The organism is Lelliottia jeotgali, from assembly GCF_016771845.1.
Taxonomy (GTDB): Bacteria; Pseudomonadota; Gammaproteobacteria; order Enterobacterales; family Enterobacteriaceae; genus Enterobacter; species Enterobacter jeotgali.
Map to the genome: position 1 here is coordinate 13593 of NZ_JAENMQ010000017.1, position 17798 is coordinate 31390.

A 17798-nucleotide genomic window follows, 5' to 3' on the forward strand; every position below is an offset into this window, starting at 1 on the left:
TATCATCACGATTCAACGGCCTCCGTCGCTTGCGCCGGGGGCCGTTTTTTTAAGCGCCAGGTGAGCAACAATGCCACCGACACCAGCCCCGCCGCCGCCAGATAAATCACCGGCACGCCCGCATACGCCATCAGCAGCCCGGCCAGCGGCCCGGTAATCCCCAGTGACATATCCATAAACACCGTATACGTCGCCAGCGCCGAGCCTTGGTTTTGCTGCGGCACCGCTTTCACCGCCACCACGCCCAGCGCCGGGAAGACCAACGAGAAGCCTGCGCCCGCGAGGAATACGCCGATTTTCGCCACCCACGGCTCGCTGGCGATTCCAGTCAACAGCAGGCCGACAATCTCCACACCAAAACAAATCATCGCCACGTTCAACCCGCCGAGGCGGTTGATGCCGTTCGGAAACAGCAGGCGCGCGCCCACGAACGCACAGCTAAACAGCGTCAAAGCGAACGCCGCGCCGTCCCAGCCTTTGGCGTCATAAAACAGGGTGATAAAGGTGGCGATTACGCCAAAACCAGCGGACGCCAGCGCCAGCGCCATGCCGTAGGGCCAGACGCGCCCCAGCACCGCGCGAAACGGCAGCGGCTTGCCTTTGCTGGCTTTCACTTTCGGTCGTGGGAGCGCGAGTAAAATCGCCATCAGCGCCACTACCATAATGGTTATCGCCAGACCTTGCAGACCGCCCCACGCGTAACACACTACGCCCAGCGGCGCACCGAGCGCCATCGCGCCGTAGGTGACAATCCCGTTCCACGAAATCACGCGCCCAATATGTGCATTTCCGACCACGCCCACGCCCCATAGCGTCGAGCCGGTTCCGGCGAGGCTTTGCCCGATACCCAAAATCACGCGCCCAAGGCACAGCAATGCCAGGCTCAACAGCGGCCAGCCGCTGGTGGTCGCTGCCAGAAAATAGCTGAGACCGCTCAGGAAACAGCCGCATAATCCCACCACGACAATGCTTTTTGGCCCAAACAGATCCGCATAGCGCCCCGACTGCGGGCGACTCATCAGCGTGGCGAAATATTGCAGGCTAATCACCAGCCCCGCCCAAAAGGCGCTAAACCCCATCACGTCATGGACGTAGCCCGGCAGTACCGCCAGCGGCAGACCAATGGTGAGATAGCTGGCGAAGTTAAACATGACGACAGAAACAATACGCAGATTGAGGCGCAATCCGCTCAGCGCCGGTTCGGCGGCGGGTACGGGCATGAAGATTTACCTGGTTTTTTGCAACAGTGTTTCACTATTACCACGTCATGCCACGAAAAGCAGCAGCGACTTTCAGATTAACGGCGTCAAACGAAGCGGTCCCCAGGCACTACACTTAACGGGCATACAACAAAAGGAATCAGCATGACGACCCTCCAGCCCGATAAGACGGGCCTGCATATTTTATTAAAACTCGCCTGCCTGGTCGTAATCCTCGCCGGCATTCATGCTGCGGCAGATATTATCGTTCAGCTTCTGCTGGCGGTGTTTTTTGCCATTGTTCTCAACCCGCTGGTGACTTGGTTTATCCGCCGCGGCGTGAGCCGTCCGGTGGCCATCACCATCGTCGTTTTCGTGATGCTGATCGTACTGACCGCGCTATTCGGCGTGCTGGCCGCTTCACTGAGTGAATTCTCGACCATGCTGCCGAAGTACAACAAAGAGCTGACGCGTAAAATTGTCGAGCTCCAGCATATGCTGCCGTTCCTCAATCTGCATATCTCTCCGGAGCGAATGCTACAGCGCATGGATTCCGAAAAGGTGATGACCTTCGCCACCACTTTGATGACCGGGCTTTCCGGCGCGATGGCCAGTATTTTACTGCTGGTGATGACGGTGGTATTCATGCTGTTCGAAGTGCGCCACGTGCCGTACAAACTGCGCTTCGCGCTGAACAATCCGCAGATCCACATTGCCGGTCTGCACCGCGCGCTGAAGGGGGTTTCTCACTATCTGGCGCTAAAAACGCTACTCAGCCTATGGACCGGGGCGATTGTCTGGCTGGGGCTTGAACTGTTAGGCATTCAATTCGCATTAATGTGGGGCGTGCTGGCGTTTCTGCTGAACTATGTCCCTAATATTGGGGCCGTTCTCTCTGCCGTACCACCGATGATCCAGGCGTTCCTGTTCAACGGCTTTTACGAATGTATGCTGGTGGGCGCACTATTTTTGGTCGTGCATATGGTGCTGGGAAATATCGTCGAACCGCGCATGATGGGCCATCGTCTGGGAATGTCGACGCTGGTCGTCTTCTTGTCATTATTAATATGGGGATGGCTGCTAGGACCGGTCGGAATGCTGCTTTCAGTCCCGCTCACCAGCGTGTGTAAAATATGGATGGAAACCACCAAAGGCGGTGGAAAACTGGCGATTCTTCTTGGACCAGGGCGACCAAAAAGCCGACTTCCTGGATAATCCCTTCAGCGTAAACCTACCAACCGGGGTAGGTTTACGTCATTTCTCAGGTCTATAGACTATGTGCCGATTTTATAAAATCGGCACTGTTGTTATTTTTAAGTAAAAACTTCTTAGAACAAGCCGATAACAGAAATGTTGTCTACATTGCTGTTGAGTTAATTAAAGTTAAATTGGCAATGTCAAAAATAAATAATGCAAAAATGATATTTATCGTAATAGCCTGAATTTGCTTTAAGAATTATATTACGGGAATATCGCGGACATAATCACTATTATTGATACGGAGTTGTTGATGAAGAAGATTGTAAAATGGTGTGCGGCTTTTGCCATTATGGGCGCGCTGGCAGGCTGTGCGCGTACTGCCCCGGTTGATCAGGTTCATTCTACTGTCAGTGCCGGTCATTCTGCAGAACAGGTGAAATCAGCGATTCTGAAAGCCGGTCTTCAGCGTGACTGGATTATGTCGGAAGTCAGCCCTGGTGTGATCAAAGGCCGCCTGCAGGCACGCGATCACAGCGCAGAAGTTCGCATCCCATATACAGCGACAAGCTATTCTATTAATTACGAAAGCAGCCTTAACCTGAAAGCCAGCGACGGGAAGATTCATAAGAATTACAACCGTTGGGTTCACAATTTAGACCACGATATTCAGCTGAATCTCGCCCAGATCGCCGCGCAGTAAATTTTATTAAAGTCGGGCCACCCTCGGCCCGATAATGAATCTTCTGACCAGTGAAAGGTTACGCCTTAATGTACGAAACGGACTCCCTCAGCGCTCTGGATGCTATCACTGAAGCGCAGCGTATCGCTTTTGCTCCCATGCTGTTTCAAACGGCGCTTTGTCTGCGTAACTCAGGCGTTTTAGCCTGGCTGGATAAACAGGGAAAACGGGGCGCAGATCTTGATGAAATTGTCGAGCACAGCACCCTGAATGAATACGCGGTGAGCGTTCTGTTAGATATGGGATTAAGCGGGCGGATCGTTACCCATAAAGAGGGGGTGTACTACCTCGCGAAAGTGGGACATTTTCTTCTGCATGACACCATGACCCGGGTAAATATGGATTTTACTCAGGACGTTTGTTATCAAGGATTATTTCACCTCTCTGATTCGCTTAAAGAACAAAAGCCTGCGGGATTATCCGTATTTGGCGAATGGCCGACCATTTATCCGGCATTGTCGCAATTACCCGCACAGGCGAAAGAGAGTTGGTTCGCATTTGATCATTACTATTCTGACGCCGCTTTTGATGCCGCATTGCCATATATATTCGCAAGCAAGCCGACAAAATTGTACGATGTCGGCGGAAATACAGGTAAATGGGCTTTACGCTGTTGCCGGTATGATGAAAATGTTGCCGTTACACTCCTCGACCTCCCGCAGCAAATAGCGTTGGCGCAGGAAAATATCGCAAATGCAGGATTATCTCATCGCATTGGGTTCCATGCTGTCGATATGCTTAGCAACGCGGCGCTGCCGGGCGAAGCCGATGTGTGGTGGATGAGTCAGTTCCTCGACTGTTTCTCTCCCGATCAGATTGTCACGATGCTGAGTAAAGTCGCTCAGGTCATGAAGCCAGGCGCGCGGTTGTGCATTATGGAACTGTTCTGGGATGCCCAGAAATTCGAAGCCGCTTCATTTAGCCTGAATGCGACCTCGCTCTATTTCACCTGTATGGCGAATGGCAACAGCCGCTTTTATAGCGTCGAGAAGTTTTATCACTACCTGGAGCAGGCCGGTTTCCACATAGAGCAACGACTGGATAATCTTGGTTTGGGTCATACCTTACTGATTTGTCAGAAAAACGAACAATAAACGCTTTGAAATATCTGACGGTTAACGCCGTTATTTGATGACGATAGATCGCGGACGCGCGTAGATGAAATTTGCACTTAACATTATCGACTGGCAGGCCAGAGCGCCGGGTCTCAGTGATGCCGAACAATGGCAGGCGTGGTCACGCGATTCGCTCGCGATTGACCCCACTGCGCCGCTGGCAAAACTTACCGATTTACCGATGATGACTGCGCGTCGCCTCAACTCTGGCAGCAAACTGGCCGTCGACTGCGGCCTGGTCATGCTGCGAAAACACGCTATCGACGCGGTGGTTTACACCAGCCGTCACGGTGAATTAGAACGCAACTACCGCATTCTGCACGCGCTGGCGACCGATCAGGCCGTTTCGCCGACCGATTTTGCCATGTCAGTGCACAATTCAGCGGTCGGAAATCTCACCATCGCCGCGCGTCAGCCGATTGTCTCCTCGTCCCTTTCCGCTGGGCTGGATACCTTCCAGCAGGGCCTGTGCGAAGTCCTGTGTTTGCTTCAGGCAGGCTATTCCCGCGTGCTGCTGGTCGATTTCGATGGGTCTCTCCCGGCGTTTTACCACCCCCATTTACCCTCGCAGATGCCGACCTGGCCATACGCGCTGGCTGTCGTTATCGAAGCCGGGGACGCACTGCGTTGTGAAACCCGTTCTGGCAGCGACGGCGAAGAACCGCCACTGCCGCAAAGCCTGATGTTCCTGCAACATTATCTGCGCGACGAGCCGCAGTTTGTGGTGTCCGGTGAACGCCTGCTGTGGCAGTGGTCCCGCGCATGAACGCGTTAGCCAGCAGTATTAATCGGATATGGCGTCTGGTCATGACCGGATTTTGCTTCGCGCTGTTTGGCGTGGGCGGGCTGCTGCTGTCGCTGGTCTGGTTCAATCTGCTGCTGATTGTTCAACGCGATCGCGCCAAACGCCGCCGCCTGGCGCGGCGCAGTATTTCCGCCAGCTTTCGTTTCTTCATGAATGTGATGCGCCTGACGGGTGTGCTGGATTATCGCATTGATAATCTCAACGCTTTACGCAGTGAACGCGGCTGCCTGGTGATCGCCAATCATCCGACGCTGATCGACTACGTTATTCTCGCCTCGGTCATGCCCGAAACGGATTGCCTGGTAAAAAGCGCCCTGCTGCGCAATCCCTTCGTCAGCGGCGTGATTCGCGCGGCGGATTATCTGATCAACAGCGAAGCCGACACCCTCTTAGCGGCCAGCCAGCAACGGCTTGCCCAGGGCGACACCTTACTGATTTTCCCCGAGGGTACGCGCACGCGCGTCGGGGAAGCCATGACGTTGCAACGCGGTGCGGCCAATATCGCCGTGCGCTGCAACAGCGATCTGCGGGTCGTGGTGATCCACTGCAGCGAACATCTGCTCGATAAAAAAAGCCGCTGGTACGACGTCCCCCCACGCAAACCGTTCTTCACGGTCGACGTCCGCGAGCGGGTCAATATTCACGATTTTTACGATGCGACAGAACAAGAACCGGCCCTGGCAGCACGCCAGCTGAACCGGCATCTGCAGCATCGCTTAACTTCAGGTCTTCAATCTTTGTCAGGAATTAATGATGCAAGCGCTTTATCTTGAAATTAAAAATCTTATTATCTCTACGCTGAATCTGGACGAACTTACCGCCGACGATATCGACACCGACGCCGCGCTGTTCGGTGATGGTCTGGGCCTCGATTCCATCGACGCGCTGGAACTGGGGCTGGCCGTGAAAAACCAGTACGGCGTTGTGCTATCCGCGGAAAGCGAAGAGATGCGTCAGCACTTCTATTCCGTCGCCACGCTGGCATCATTTATCCATGCCCAACGCGCCTGAGAACGAATTTGCTATGACAGAACAAAACGCCATTTACCAGGAAGTCTGCGGACTCCTGACCAAACTGTTTGAAATCGACCCGGAAGATATTTCCCCCGAGGCTCGCCTGTACGAAGACCTTGAGCTGGACAGTATCGACGCCGTCGACATGATTGTTCACCTGCAGAAGAAAACAGGCAAAAAAATCAAACCTGAAACCTTCAAAGCGGTGCGCACCGTTCAGGACGTGGTAGACGCTGTGGAACAGCTTCTGCGCGAAGAGTAAGACGCCGTGCGTGGCGGACGATCTTTTCCGGCGATCCCACTGCTGACGGGGTTGATGCTGCTCGCCTGGCCATTTCTGATTGGCTTTGGGCTGACGCATAACAGCCTGCACTGGCTGCTGCCGCTGATGGCGCTGCTGCTGGTGTTTCGTCTGCGCCAGGCGCGGCACGCTGCCGGGCCCATGCGCTTTGTCGTGCAAACCGTCGCGCTGGCGGGTATCGCGCTGTGCACAGCGAGCTACGTGCTGAAAGCGCACCAGTGGCTGCTGCTCTATCCGGTGGTGGTCAATCTGGTGATGCTGGCTGTTTTTGGCGGCTCTCTGTGGACCAAAATGCCGCTGGTCGAACGGCTGGCAAGAATACGCGATCCCCATTTGCCCCCGGAAGGTGTTCGCTACACCCGCACTGTGACGCGCGTGTGGTGCGGCTTTTTCATCGTCAATGGTTCGATTGCGCTGTTTACCGTCATCAACGGTGACATGCAGCTCTGGACGCTGTGGAACGGCATGATCGCTTACATCCTGATGGGAACGCTGATGGCGACGGAGTGGCTGGTGCGCCAACGGGTGATTAAAAAAAGTGAAGCCCATGAATAAACCCCTGCCTCTGGGCGAGTGGCTGAATGCGCCGCGCCCGGATGATACGCCGATTGCCTGGCTTGACGATCACACCTGGACGCTCGGGCAGCTTCGTCACGATGTTTCATCCCTGACGCACATGCTCAGCCAACAGGAAGGCGAGCGCTGGGCGCTGTGTTTTGAAAACAGCTACCTGTTTATCGTCGCCCTGCTCTCCGCTCTCCATGCGGGAAAAACGCCTGTCATCCCCGGACACAGCCGCGTCTCGCTACTTGAAGAACAACAGGCGCTGTTCAGCGGCGTGCTCAGTGACCAAACGCTGAACTATCCGGGCCGCCTGATGGTGGTGAACTCCGCCCGTCGTACGTGTGAGTCCTTCACGCCGCTGCCGCTGGTGGCTGAATCAGCCTTTGTCGAGCTGTTCACCTCCGGTTCGACCGGTGCACCGCGACGGATTATAAAGCCCATCGCCCGCCTCGATTGCGAAGCCACGCTGCTGGCTAACCGCTTTGGTGAACGTCTGGCGGGATGCAGTATTGTCGCCTCCGTGGTGCCGCAACATTTGTACGGCCTGACGTTCCGCATTTTCTTACCCCTGTCGCTGGGTTTACCGCTGCACGCCGCGATGCTCTATTACGCCGAACAGCTGGCGGCATTGCCGCACAATCGGCGTTACGCCTTTATCAGCAGCCCGGCGTTTCTGAAGCGGCTCGATACTCAGCTTGCGCCGCCGCCCGTGGACATGTTGCTCTCGGCTGGCGGTATGCTGCCGTGGGATGAAGTCACCGCCACGCATCGCTGGATGAACGTCTGGCCAGATGAAATTTACGGCAGTACCGAAACGGGCATTCTCGCCTGGCGCCATCGTCAGGAGGAGTCGATTCCGTGGCTCCCGTTCCCCGGCGTGCATTTCCGCCACGAAGGCGAAATCTGCCATGTGACTTCTCCGTTGATTCACCAGGCGAACGGATTACCGCTCGACGATATTCTGCACTTCGACGACAGCGGGATGTTTAGCATCGCCGGACGCCGTGGACGGGTGGTTAAAATCGAAGAGAAGCGCGTGTCGCTGAACGAAATTGAGCAACGCCTGCTGGAACTGGACGGCATTCGCGAAGTCGCGGCCCTGCCCGTCACGCGCGGCGGGCGACAGGGAATCGGCGTGCTGTTGGTGCTGAATGACGACGCACGTCATCGTCTGCACCAGCACGGCAATAAAGCGCAGGAATTTGCCTGGCGGCGTGCCCTGCTGCCGTGGCTTGAACCGGTCGCCGTACCGCGCTACTGGCGGATCATTGATGAGATGCCCGTCAACAGTATGAACAAGCGTGTCTATGCGCAGTTACAGGAGTTATTTCATGAAAATCCATGAAATCGAGCGCCACCAGCCGCAGCCACAGGATCTGGAGATTGTCCTGCATCTCGACCCTGCGTTGTTCTGGTTCCAGGGACATTTTGCCGTGCAGCCGCTGCTGCCGGGCGTGGCACAGCTCGACTGGGTGATGCACTACGCCACTACGCTGCTGGCACCGGAATATCGTTTTCACAGTATTCAGAACGTGAAGTTCCAGGCACCGCTGCTGCCGGACACCACCGTGACCCTGACGCTAAGTTGGAACGCCGAACGTCAGATCCTCACCTTTAGCTATCAGCGTCACGACGGCGATGTGCGCCATACCGCCAGCAGCGGGAAGATTCGGTTATGTCGCTGACATTCCGCCCCTGCGTGCTGATCCCCTGCTACAACCACGGGGCGATGATGGCGAGCGTGCTGTCTCGCCTGCAATCGTGCGGTTTGCCGTGCCTGATCGTCGATGACGGTAGCGAAGAGAGAACCCGGCTGGAGCTGGAACGCCTGGCAGCAGAACATCCGCAGGTGACGCTGATCCGACTGGCCGACAATGCCGGGAAAGGCACGGCGGTCATTCGTGGGCTGGAAGAATCCGCCCGCGCGGGGTTTACTCATGCAGTGCAGGTGGACGCCGACGGCCAGCACGCTATTGAAGATATCCCGCAGCTGTTAGCCCTGGCGGAACGCCACCCGGACGCGCTCATTTCCGGCCAGCCGATTTATGACGATTCGATCCCGCGCTCGCGTCTGTATGGCCGCTGGATAACCCACGTCTGGGTGTGGATCGAAACCCTGTCGCTGCAGCTTAAAGACAGCATGTGCGGCTTTCGCGTTTATCCCATTGTCCCCACGCTGAAACTGGCGGAACACGCCACGCTCGGCAAGCGGATGGATTTTGATACGGAAGTGATGGTCCGCCTCTACTGGCAGGGCCACACCAGCTATTTTGTGCCGACGCGGGTGACCTATCCCCACGACGGCCTGTCGCATTTCGATGCTCTGAAAGACAACGTGCGCATCTCCCTGATGCACACCCGCCTGTTCTTCGGCATGTTACCGCGCATTCCAGCGCTTCTGATGCGCCGTCGCCCTCAGCACTGGGCCGAGCAGCAGGAAGTGAAAGGGCTGTGGGGTATGCGCCTGATGCTGCGCGTCTGGCAGCTGTTCGGACGTCGCGCGTTTAGCCTGCTGCTGTGGCCGGTGATCGGTGCGTACTGGCTCACCGCCCGCCCGGCGCGACAGGCGTCTCAGCAATGGCTGGCACGGGTGGCTGACGAGTTTAAGGCGCAACAGCGCCCGCTGCCGCCGCGCTTTAACAGCTTTTTCCACTTCATGCGTTTCGGCTATTCGATGCTGGATAAAGTCGCGGGCTGGCGCGGTGAACTAAAGATGAACCGGGATGTGTTATTTGCGCCCGGCGCGCAAGAGGCGCTGAACGTTGATTCGCAACAGGGCAAACTGCTGCTGGCTTCGCACCTCGGTGACGTAGAAGCCTGCCGTGCACTGGCGCAAATCGAAGGCAGCAAGACCATCAACGCGCTGGTGTTTAGCGATAACGCCCAGCGCTTTAAGCAGATTATGCAGGAGATGGCCCCACAGGCCGGGTTGAACCTGATGCCCGTTACCGATATCGGGCCGGATACCGCTATCGCCCTGAAAGAGAAGCTCGATCGCGGCGAATGGGTGGCGATCGTCGGCGATCGTATCGCCGTCACTCCGCAGCGCGGCGGCGAATGGCGGGTTATCTGGAGTCAGTTTCTGGGTCAGCCCGCGCCGTTCCCGCAGGGAACGTTTATTCTCGCCTCCATTTTGCGCTGCCCGGTAGTACTGATTTTCGCACTGCGCCAGCAGGACAAACTGCATATTCACTGCGAATCCTTTGCCGACCCGCTGCTTCTGCCGCGCGGTGAGCGCCAGCAGGCGCTCCAGCTAACCGTTGATCGCTATGCCCAACGCCTCGAGCACTACGCGCTGATGTCGCCGCTCGACTGGTTTAATTTTTTCGATTTCTGGCATCTGCCGGATGCCAAAGAGAAGGAGTAAAGGGTGCTGACCGATCCCCGTTTTACGACCGACGTCGAGCTGACCGTCCCCTTCCACGACGTGGATATGATGGGCGTAGTCTGGCACGGCAACTATTTCCGCTACTTTGAGATCGCCCGCGAGGCGCTGCTCAACCAGTTTGATTATGGCTATCGCCAGATGAAGGCGTCCGGTTACGTCTGGCCAGTGGTCGATACGCGGGTGAAATACCGCGACGCGGTGAAATTCGAACAGCGCATCCGCGTGCGGGCGCAGATCGAAGAGTTTGAAAACCGTCTGCGCATCGCCTATCAGATTTTCGACGCCGAAACCGGGAAGCGCACCACCACCGGGTACACCATCCAGGTGGCCGTCGAAGAGAGCAGCCACGAAATGTGTTTCGTCAGTCCGGCGATTTTATTTGAACGTATGGGAGTTACACCATGAAAGGGTGGTTACTGCTGGCCCTGCTGGTCAGCCCGTGGGTCGGCGCGGTCACGCTGGATGAACTGCAGCAGCGCTTTACCGAGCAGCCTGTGGTGCGCGCGCACTTCGAGCAGACCCGTACCATCAAAGATCTCCCGCAGCCGCTGCGTTCGCAGGGCGAAATGCTGATCGCCCGCGACGACGGTTTGCTCTGGGATCAGAAAGCGCCGTTCCCGATGACTCTGCTGCTGGACGACAAACGTATGGTGCAGGCGATCAACGGCCAGCCGCCGCAAACCATCACCGCCGACAATAACCCGCAGATGTTCCAGTTTAACCATCTGCTGCGTGCCCTGTTCCAGGCCGATCGCAGCGTGCTGGAAGAGAACTTCCGCATTGATTTTAAAGACCTCGGCGCGGGCCGCTGGTCGCTGGTGCTGACGCCCATCACCACGCCGCTGGACAAAATTTTCGCCACCATGAATCTGGGCGGTGCGACCTATCTGGAGTCGATCCAGCTCAACGACAAACAGGGCGACCGCACGGATATCGCCCTTTCCCGCCATCAACTGACGCCCGCCAGCCTGACTCATGACGAACGCCAACGCTTTGCCGCACCGTAAATCACTGCGCCCGGCGCTGCTGTGGGGAGTGTTATGCCTGGCGCTGCTGGGCGTGCTGCTGTCGCTGTTACCCGGCGCGCGGCTTAACAGCAGCGTGCTGGCGATGCTGCCAAAACAGACACTCGGCGCAATTCCGCCCGCGCTCAACGACGGGTTTATGCAGCGTCTGGATCGCCAACTGGTGTGGCTGGTCAGCCCAGGAAAAGAACCGAATCCGCGCGTGGCGCAGGAGTGGCTCTCGTTGCTGCAAAAATCGGGTTCCCTCAACGAGGTAAAAGGCCCGATGGACGCCAACAGCCAAAAAGCCTGGGGCGAATTTTTCTGGCAGCACCGCAACGGCTTGATCGACACCGCAACCCGCGCGCGCCTGCAAAACGGCGGCGAAGCGCAGGCCCAGTGGATTTTATCTCAGCTGTACTCGGCGTTTTCTGGCGTCAGCGGTAAAGAGCTGCAAAACGACCCGCTAATGCTGATGCGCGGTTCGCAACTGGCGCTGGCGCAAAACAGTCAGAAGCTGCGGCTGATGGACGGCTGGCTGGTGACCAAAGACGATGCCGGAAATTACTGGTATCTGCTGCACGGCGAGCTGGCGGGCGAATCCTTCGATATGCAGCAAACGCACCGTCTGGTGACAACGCTGCACGGCCTTGAAAGCCAGCTGAAAGCCCATTTCCCGCAGGCGCAGTTGCTGTCGCGCGGGACGGTATTTTACAGCGACTACGCCAGCCAGCAGGCGAAACAGGATATCTCCACCCTCGGTATCGCCACGATCCTCGGGGTGATTTTGCTGATCGTGGCAGTCTTCCGCTCCCTGCGTCCGCTGCTACTGTGCCTGATCTCCATCGGCATCGGCGCGCTGGCGGGCACGGTTGCGACGCTGACCCTTTTTGGCGAGCTGCATCTGATGACGCTGGTGATGAGCATGAGCATCATCGGCATTTCCGCCGACTACACGCTCTATTACCTGACCGAGCGCATGGTTCACGGCGCGGATCAATCACCGTGGCAAAGCCTGGCGAAAGTGCGAAATGCCCTGCTGCTGGCGCTCCTGACCACCGTGGCGGCTTACTTGATCATGATGCTCGCGCCGTTCCCCGGCATTCGTCAGATGGCGGTGTTTGCCGCCGTGGGGCTGAGCGCTTCGTGCCTGACGGTGATTTTCTGGCATCCGTTGCTGTGCCGCGGTTTGCCGGTGCGCCCGGTCCCGGCAATGGTACTGATGCTGCGCTGGCTTGCCGCGTGGCGACGGAACAAAGCGGTCTCCGTCGGGCTGCCCGTCGTATTAGCGGTCGTCTCGGTGGTCGGCATGGCGAATCTGCGCGTGGATGACGATATCGCCCAGCTCCAGGCGCTGCCGAAGGATATTCTGGCGCAGGAAAAAACCATTACCGCGCTGACCGGGCAAAGCGTCGATCAGAAATGGTTCGTGGTACACGGCGCAACGGCCCAGCAAACACTGGAGCGGCTGGAGGCCTTTACGCCTGCGCTGGCTGAGTCGCAAAAAGCCGGTGATATTAAAGCGTTTCGCACTATTCCGCTGAACTCGCTGGCGCGACAGAAAAGCGATCTGGCGCTGCTGCACAACGCCGCTCCGGCGGTGACGAACGTCCTGCAAAGCGCGGGGCTGACCACCGTGTCGCCCGATCTGAACGCGATGCCAGTTAGCACCAACGACTGGCTGAAAAGTCCGGCGAGTGAAGGCTGGCGGCTGCTGTGGCTAACGCTGCCCAACGGCGAAAGCGGCGTACTGGTTCCCGTCGACGGCGTGAAAAACAGCGCGGCATTAAGTGCGCTGGCGGCTAAACATCCGGGCGTGGTGTGGGTGGATCGTAAAGCGAGCTTCGACAGCCTGTTTTCGCTCTATCGTAGCGTGCTCACCGGCTTGCTGTTTGTCGCGCTGGCGGTGATCGCCTGCGGCGCGATGCTGCGTCTCGGCTGGCGCAAAGGGCTGATAAGCCTGGTGCCGTCGGTGCTGTCGCTCGGCTGCGGTCTGGCGGCGCTGGCAGCGACCGGCCATCCGGTGAATCTGTTCTCGCTGTTGGCGCTGGTGCTGGTGTTGGGGATTGGCATTAACTACACCCTGTTTTTCAGCAATCCACGCGGCACACCGCTCACCTCCATGCTGGCAATTACGCTGGCAATGGTCACCACGCTGCTGACCCTCGGCATGCTGGTGTTTAGCGCCACGCAGGCGATCAGCAGCTTCGGCATTGTGCTGGTCAGCGGTATTTTCACCGCCTTCCTGCTGGCTCCGCTGGCGATGCCGGCTAAAAGAGAGAGAAAACGATGATGACCCTTTTTTGCCGCGCGATTGCGCTGATGGCGGCCCTGTGGCTGACGGGCTGTAGCCACTCAACGCAAAACAGCGACGGCACACGCCCGCAGGCCTGGCTCCAGCCGGGCACCAAAGTGACGCTGCCTGCGCCGGGGATCTCTCCGGCGGTCAATTCCCAGCAACTGCTGACGGGCAGCTTCAATGGTCAGACCCAGTCCCTGCTGGTGATGCTCAACGCCGACGCGGACAAAATTACGCTCGCCGGTTTGTCGTCCGTCGGGATTCGCCTGTTCCTCGCCACCTATGACAAAAACGGTATTCATACGGAGCAGTCGATTATCGTGCCGCAGCTGCCGCCCGCCAGCCAGGTGCTGGCCGACGTGATGCTCAGCCACTGGCCGATCAGCGCCTGGCTGCCGCAATTGCCGAAAGGCTGGACGCTGACGGATAAAGGCGACCGCCGCGAGCTGCGCAACGCCAGCGGTAAGCTGGTGACCGAGATTGTCTATCTGCAGCGCAAAGGCAAACGCGAGCCGATCAGCATCGAACAGCACGTTTTTAACTACCACATCACCATTCAATATCTGGGTGACTAAGATGATCTACATTTCTGCCGTGGGCATGGTGAACGCGCTGGGCAACTCGGCTGATGAAATTGCCGCAAATCTGACGCGCGGTGTCGCGCCGGGTATGCACAGCCGCGCGGGCTGGCTGCAAGGCGATCAGGACATTGTGCTCGGCGGCGTTGAAGGCGAGCTGCCGCCCATCCCAGATCACCTCGCCGCCCACCGAACCCGCAATAACCAGCTTTTGCTGGCGGCGCTGGCGCAGATCCAGCCTGCCGTCGACGAGGCGATTGCCCGCGTCGGCCATGACCGCGTGGCGGTGGTGCTCGGCACCAGCACCTCGGGGCTGGACGAGGGCGATGAGCATGTGCGCCTGTCGCTGAACGGCGAAGCAAGCACCCGCTGGCAGTACCCGCAGCAGGAGCTGGGCGATCCGTCGCGTTTTCTCGCCAACTGGCTGAATCTGGAAGGACCCGCGTTTACGCTTTCAACCGCCTGCTCATCGAGCGCGCGGGCGATCATCAGCGGCCGCCGTCTGATTGACGCCGGGCTGGCAGATATCGCTATCGTTGGCGGAGCCGACACGCTCAGCCGGATGCCGGTCAACGGTTTCCACAGTCTTGAATCGCTTTCCACGACCCTGTGCGAGCCGTTTGGTCGCGACCGTCGCGGAATAACCATCGGTGAAGGCGCAGCGCTGATGGTGTTGACCCGCGAGCCGCAGCCCGTCGCGCTGCTAGGTATCGGCGAATCGAGCGATGCGCACCATATTTCTGCACCTCATCCGCAGGGTGAAGGGGCGATTCGGGCGATTCAACAGGCGCTGAACGAAGCCAACCTGAAGCCGGACGACATCGGCTATATCAACCTGCACGGCACGGCTACGCCGCTCAACGATCAGATTGAATCGCAGGTGGTGCATGACCTCTTCGGGGACGCCGTTCCGTGCAGTTCAACCAAACATCTGACCGGCCACACGCTGGGCGCGGCGGGTATTACTGAAGCCGCGCTGAGCTGGCTGATCTTGACCCGTTGCCTGCCACTGCCCGCGCAGGATTTCACCCGCTACGCGCCCGATCCCACGCTGCCGCCGTGCGGCGTGCTGCACGAACCGGTCGCACTCAATAAACCGGTCATATTGTCCAACTCGTTCGCGTTTGGCGGCAACAATGCCAGCATTTTGCTGGGGAGAGTGTCATGAGTTATTTATCGCCCGTGGATTATTTACCCCACGATGCGCCGATGCTGCTGCTGGAAACGGTCGAGAGCGTCACGGATGAGAGCGCCGTTTGCCGCGTAACCGTGGGTCCGCAGGGCGTTCTGGCGCCGTTTATGACTGCCGACGGCGATTTGCCCGGCTGGTACGCCCTTGAGCTGATGGCGCAGACTGTCGGCGTATGGTCCGGCTGGCATCGCCACCAGCAGGGGCAAAGCAGTATTGCGCTCGGCATGGTGCTGGGCGCGCGCGAACTGGTGTGCGCTGAAGGGCGATTCCCGGCGGGTTCCTCGCTCACGATAACCGTCAAACTGCTGATGCAGGACGAACGCTTTGGCAGCTTCGAGTGTGCTATTACCGCCGATAGCGCAACGCTGGCGACAGGCCGCGTGAACACCTTCCAGCCAAGCGCGGAAGAGTTAACTTCGCTTTTTAATCAGGGATCTTCCACATGAATCGTTCCGTTTTGGTTACCGGAGCCAGCAAAGGCATCGGACGTGCCATCGCCCGACAACTCGCCGCTGACGGGTTTGTCGTGGGCGTGCATTACCACCGCGATGCAGAAGGCGCGCAGGCTACGCTGGACGCCATCCAGCAGGCGGGCGGTCAGGGCCGTTTGCTCTCGTTTGACGTCGGCAACCGTGAACAATGTCGCGAGGTGCTGGAGCAGGAGATCGAGGCGCACGGCGCATGGTACGGCGTGGTCAGCAATGCAGGGATTACGCGCGATGGCGCATTCCCGGCGCTCAGTGAAGATGACTGGGACAGCGTTATTCACACCAATCTCGACAGTTTTTACAACGTCATTCACCCGTGCATCATGCCGATGATTGGCCTGCGTAAAGGCGGGCGAATTATCACGTTGTCGTCTGTTTCAGGCGTGATGGGCAACCGTGGACAGGTGAACTACAGCGCGGCGAAGGCCGGGATCATCGGCGCAACCAAAGCGCTGGCGATCGAGCTGGCTAAACGCAAAATCACCGTCAACTGTATCGCACCAGGATTGATTGATACCGGGATGATCGAAATGGAAGAAGCCGCGCTGAAAGAGGCAATGAATATTATCCCAATGAAACGTATGGGCCAGGCCGATGAAGTGGCCGGCCTTGCCCGTTACCTGATGTCAGATATTGCGGGCTACGTCACCCGCCAGGTCATTTCCATTAATGGAGGAATGCTATGACACGTCGCGTGGTTATTACCGGCATGGGCGGCGTCACCGCCTTTGGCGAGGACTGGCAGTCGGTTTCTGCGGGGCTTCTCGCGGGCGTTAACGCGGTGCGTAAAATGCCGGAGTGGCAGATTTACGACGGCCTGCACACCTTGCTCGGCGCGCCAATTGATGATTTCACCCTGCCGGAGCATTACACCCGCAAGCGTATCCGCGCGATGGGCCGCGTGTCGCTGATGTCGACGCGCGCCACTGAAAAAGCGCTGGAGCAGGCCGGGCTGATTGGCGAAGCGGTGCTGACCAACGGTGAAACCGGGATTGCCTACGGTTCGTCCACCGGCAGTACCGGCCCGGTGAGCGAATTTGCCACCATGCTGACCGAAAAGCACACCAACAACATCACCGGTACGACCTACGTGCAGATGATGCCGCACACCACGGCGGTGAATACCGGCCTGTTCTTTGGCCTGCGCGGACGCGTCATCCCGACCTCCAGCGCCTGTACCTCCGGCAGCCAGGCGATTGGCTACGCATGGGAAGCCATTCGCCACGGCTATCAAACGGTGATGGTCGCAGGCGGTGCGGAAGAGCTGTGTCCGTCCGAAGCGGCAGTGTTTGATACCCTGTTTGCCACCAGCCAGCGCAATGATGCGCCGAAAACCACTCCGTCACCGTTTGATACCCAGCGCGATGGCCTGGTGATTGGCGAAGGCGCGGGCACGCTGATTCTGGAAGAGCTGGAGCACGCCAAAGCGCGCGGGGCGACCATCTACGGCGAAATTGTCGGCTTCGCCACCAACTGCGACGCCGCACACATCACCCAGCCGCAGCGCGAAACCATGCAGATTTGCATGGAGCAGTCACTGCGCATGGCAGGATTGAGCGCCACGGACATGGGTTATATTTCGGCGCACGGCACGGCAACGGATCGCGGTGATATCGCTGAAAGCCTGGCAACAGCGGCAATTTATGGCGACAACGTGCCGATTTCGTCTTTAAAGAGCTATTTCGGCCATACGCTAGGGGCCTGCGGAGCGCTGGAAGCGTGGATGAGCCTGCAAATGATGCGTGAAGGCTGGTTCGCCCCGACGCTCAATTTAAGACAACCGGATGAGCAATGTGGCGCTTTAGATTATATTATGGGGGAAGCCCGTCGGATTGATTGCGAATATCTGCAAAGCAATAACTTCGCCTTTGGCGGCATTAATACCTCGATAATCATCAAACGCTGGGCGTAA

The 17798-nt window shown here is 58.1% G+C and carries 19 protein-coding genes and 1 pseudogene; 19 read left to right on the plus strand and 1 reads right to left on the minus strand.

The window, feature by feature from the left end; translation table 11 throughout:
* Positions 1–5: 5 nt before the first annotated feature.
* Positions 6–1255 (minus strand): annotated as a pseudogene (locus JBO43_RS21530) (MFS transporter).
* Between the two features lie 109 nt (positions 1256–1364).
* On the opposite strand from JBO43_RS21530, the gene JBO43_RS21535 reads away from it, so the two are divergent.
* From JBO43_RS21535 to JBO43_RS21625, 19 genes are all read left to right on the plus strand, one after another.
* Positions 1365–2414 carry an AI-2E family transporter gene (locus JBO43_RS21535; protein WP_095283779.1) on the plus strand — a complete coding sequence of 350 codons (1050 nt, stop codon included), beginning with the start codon at positions 1365–1367 and terminating at the stop codon, positions 2412–2414.
* A 295-nt stretch (positions 2415–2709) separates the two neighbouring features.
* Positions 2710–3099 carry an ApeA family protein gene (locus JBO43_RS21540; RefSeq protein ID WP_095283780.1) on the plus strand — a complete coding sequence of 130 codons (390 nt, stop codon included), beginning with the start codon at positions 2710–2712 and terminating at the stop codon, positions 3097–3099.
* A 68-nt stretch (positions 3100–3167) separates the two neighbouring features.
* Positions 3168–4232 (plus strand): class I SAM-dependent methyltransferase, encoded by a 1065-nt coding sequence (locus JBO43_RS21545; protein ID WP_095283781.1) that lies wholly within the window; start codon positions 3168–3170, stop codon positions 4230–4232.
* A 64-nt stretch (positions 4233–4296) separates the two neighbouring features.
* On the plus strand, positions 4297–5019 hold the full coding sequence (locus JBO43_RS21550; protein WP_202675021.1) for a beta-ketoacyl synthase chain length factor: 723 nt from the start codon (positions 4297–4299) through the stop codon (positions 5017–5019).
* Positions 5016–5831, plus strand: a complete 816-nt coding sequence (locus JBO43_RS21555; RefSeq protein ID WP_095283783.1) for a lysophospholipid acyltransferase family protein — start codon at positions 5016–5018, stop codon at positions 5829–5831. Before JBO43_RS21550 ends, JBO43_RS21555 begins: the two co-directional genes overlap by 4 nt.
* Positions 5812–6069 carry an ApeE family acyl carrier protein gene (locus tag JBO43_RS21560; protein WP_095283784.1) on the plus strand — a complete coding sequence of 86 codons (258 nt, stop codon included), beginning with the start codon at positions 5812–5814 and terminating at the stop codon, positions 6067–6069. Before JBO43_RS21555 ends, JBO43_RS21560 begins: the two co-directional genes overlap by 20 nt.
* 13 nt (positions 6070–6082) lie before the next feature.
* The gene (locus JBO43_RS21565; protein ID WP_095284416.1) at positions 6083–6334 is read left to right on the plus strand and encodes an acyl carrier protein; all 252 of its coding nucleotides are present in this window, start codon (positions 6083–6085) and stop codon (positions 6332–6334) included.
* Positions 6335–6340: 6 nt separating this feature from the next.
* Positions 6341–6928 (plus strand): COG4648 family protein, encoded by a 588-nt coding sequence (locus tag JBO43_RS21570; RefSeq protein ID WP_202675023.1) that lies wholly within the window; start codon positions 6341–6343, stop codon positions 6926–6928.
* Positions 6921–8282, plus strand: coding sequence for a class I adenylate-forming enzyme family protein (locus JBO43_RS21575; RefSeq protein ID WP_202675024.1), 1362 nt, complete (start codon positions 6921–6923; stop codon positions 8280–8282). The genes JBO43_RS21570 and JBO43_RS21575 overlap by 8 nt, the downstream gene beginning before the upstream one ends.
* Positions 8269–8622 carry an ApeI family dehydratase gene (locus JBO43_RS21580; protein ID WP_202675026.1) on the plus strand — a complete coding sequence of 118 codons (354 nt, stop codon included), beginning with the start codon at positions 8269–8271 and terminating at the stop codon, positions 8620–8622. The genes JBO43_RS21575 and JBO43_RS21580 overlap by 14 nt, the downstream gene beginning before the upstream one ends.
* Complete coding sequence (locus JBO43_RS21585) at positions 8613–10304, plus strand: glycosyltransferase family 2 protein (RefSeq protein WP_202675028.1); 1692 nt, start codon at positions 8613–8615, stop codon at positions 10302–10304. Before JBO43_RS21580 ends, JBO43_RS21585 begins: the two co-directional genes overlap by 10 nt.
* Positions 10305–10307: 3 nt before the next feature.
* Complete coding sequence (locus JBO43_RS21590; RefSeq protein WP_103947398.1) at positions 10308–10730, plus strand: acyl-CoA thioesterase; 423 nt, start codon at positions 10308–10310, stop codon at positions 10728–10730.
* Complete coding sequence (locus JBO43_RS21595) at positions 10727–11332, plus strand: LolA family protein (RefSeq protein ID WP_095283790.1); 606 nt, start codon at positions 10727–10729, stop codon at positions 11330–11332. The genes JBO43_RS21590 and JBO43_RS21595 overlap by 4 nt, the downstream gene beginning before the upstream one ends.
* Positions 11301–13622, plus strand: a complete 2322-nt coding sequence (locus JBO43_RS21600; RefSeq protein ID WP_202675030.1) for an ApeM family transporter — start codon at positions 11301–11303, stop codon at positions 13620–13622. The genes JBO43_RS21595 and JBO43_RS21600 overlap by 32 nt, the downstream gene beginning before the upstream one ends.
* Positions 13622–14203, plus strand: coding sequence for an ApeN family LolB-like membrane protein (locus JBO43_RS21605; RefSeq protein WP_370446901.1), 582 nt, complete (start codon positions 13622–13624; stop codon positions 14201–14203). The genes JBO43_RS21600 and JBO43_RS21605 overlap by 1 nt, the downstream gene beginning before the upstream one ends.
* A 1-nt stretch (position 14204) precedes the next feature.
* Positions 14205–15374 (plus strand): beta-ketoacyl-[acyl-carrier-protein] synthase family protein, encoded by a 1170-nt coding sequence (locus tag JBO43_RS21610; RefSeq protein ID WP_202675032.1) that lies wholly within the window; start codon positions 14205–14207, stop codon positions 15372–15374.
* Positions 15371–15844: a hotdog family protein gene (locus tag JBO43_RS21615; protein WP_202675034.1), complete on the plus strand. Its 474-nt coding sequence runs from the start codon at positions 15371–15373 to the stop codon at positions 15842–15844. The genes JBO43_RS21610 and JBO43_RS21615 overlap by 4 nt, the downstream gene beginning before the upstream one ends.
* Positions 15841–16572: a 3-ketoacyl-ACP reductase FabG2 gene (locus JBO43_RS21620; RefSeq protein WP_202675036.1), complete on the plus strand. Its 732-nt coding sequence runs from the start codon at positions 15841–15843 to the stop codon at positions 16570–16572. The genes JBO43_RS21615 and JBO43_RS21620 overlap by 4 nt, the downstream gene beginning before the upstream one ends.
* On the plus strand, positions 16569–17798 hold the full coding sequence (locus JBO43_RS21625; RefSeq protein ID WP_202675038.1) for a beta-ketoacyl-ACP synthase: 1230 nt from the start codon (positions 16569–16571) through the stop codon (positions 17796–17798). The genes JBO43_RS21620 and JBO43_RS21625 overlap by 4 nt, the downstream gene beginning before the upstream one ends.

What these genes read in the sequence shown, in the direction of transcription:
- JBO43_RS21600 (WP_202675030.1), top strand. Translation starts at nt 11,301, where the DNA reads ATGACGAACGCCAACGCTTTGCCGCACCGTAAATCACTGCGCCCGGCG.
- JBO43_RS21575 (WP_202675024.1), top strand. Translation starts at nt 6,921, where the DNA reads ATGAATAAACCCCTGCCTCTGGGCGAGTGGCTGAATGCGCCGCGCCCG.
- JBO43_RS21545 (WP_095283781.1), top strand. Translation starts at nt 3,168, where the DNA reads ATGTACGAAACGGACTCCCTCAGCGCTCTGGATGCTATCACTGAAGCG.
- JBO43_RS21550 (WP_202675021.1), top strand. Translation starts at nt 4,297, where the DNA reads ATGAAATTTGCACTTAACATTATCGACTGGCAGGCCAGAGCGCCGGGT.
- JBO43_RS21620 (WP_202675036.1), top strand. Translation starts at nt 15,841, where the DNA reads ATGAATCGTTCCGTTTTGGTTACCGGAGCCAGCAAAGGCATCGGACGT.
- JBO43_RS21555 (WP_095283783.1), top strand. Translation starts at nt 5,016, where the DNA reads ATGAACGCGTTAGCCAGCAGTATTAATCGGATATGGCGTCTGGTCATG.
- JBO43_RS21615 (WP_202675034.1), top strand. Translation starts at nt 15,371, where the DNA reads ATGAGTTATTTATCGCCCGTGGATTATTTACCCCACGATGCGCCGATG.
- JBO43_RS21580 (WP_202675026.1), top strand. Translation starts at nt 8,269, where the DNA reads ATGAAAATCCATGAAATCGAGCGCCACCAGCCGCAGCCACAGGATCTG.
- JBO43_RS21565 (WP_095284416.1), top strand. Translation starts at nt 6,083, where the DNA reads ATGACAGAACAAAACGCCATTTACCAGGAAGTCTGCGGACTCCTGACC.
- JBO43_RS21625 (WP_202675038.1), top strand. Translation starts at nt 16,569, where the DNA reads ATGACACGTCGCGTGGTTATTACCGGCATGGGCGGCGTCACCGCCTTT.
- JBO43_RS21535 (WP_095283779.1), top strand. Translation starts at nt 1,365, where the DNA reads ATGACGACCCTCCAGCCCGATAAGACGGGCCTGCATATTTTATTAAAA.
- JBO43_RS21610 (WP_202675032.1), top strand. Translation starts at nt 14,205, where the DNA reads ATGATCTACATTTCTGCCGTGGGCATGGTGAACGCGCTGGGCAACTCG.
- JBO43_RS21540 (WP_095283780.1), top strand. Translation starts at nt 2,710, where the DNA reads ATGAAGAAGATTGTAAAATGGTGTGCGGCTTTTGCCATTATGGGCGCG.
- JBO43_RS21585 (WP_202675028.1), top strand. Translation starts at nt 8,613, where the DNA reads ATGTCGCTGACATTCCGCCCCTGCGTGCTGATCCCCTGCTACAACCAC.
- JBO43_RS21560 (WP_095283784.1), top strand. Translation starts at nt 5,812, where the DNA reads ATGCAAGCGCTTTATCTTGAAATTAAAAATCTTATTATCTCTACGCTG.
- JBO43_RS21595 (WP_095283790.1), top strand. Translation starts at nt 10,727, where the DNA reads ATGAAAGGGTGGTTACTGCTGGCCCTGCTGGTCAGCCCGTGGGTCGGC.
- JBO43_RS21605 (WP_370446901.1), top strand. Translation starts at nt 13,622, where the DNA reads ATGACCCTTTTTTGCCGCGCGATTGCGCTGATGGCGGCCCTGTGGCTG.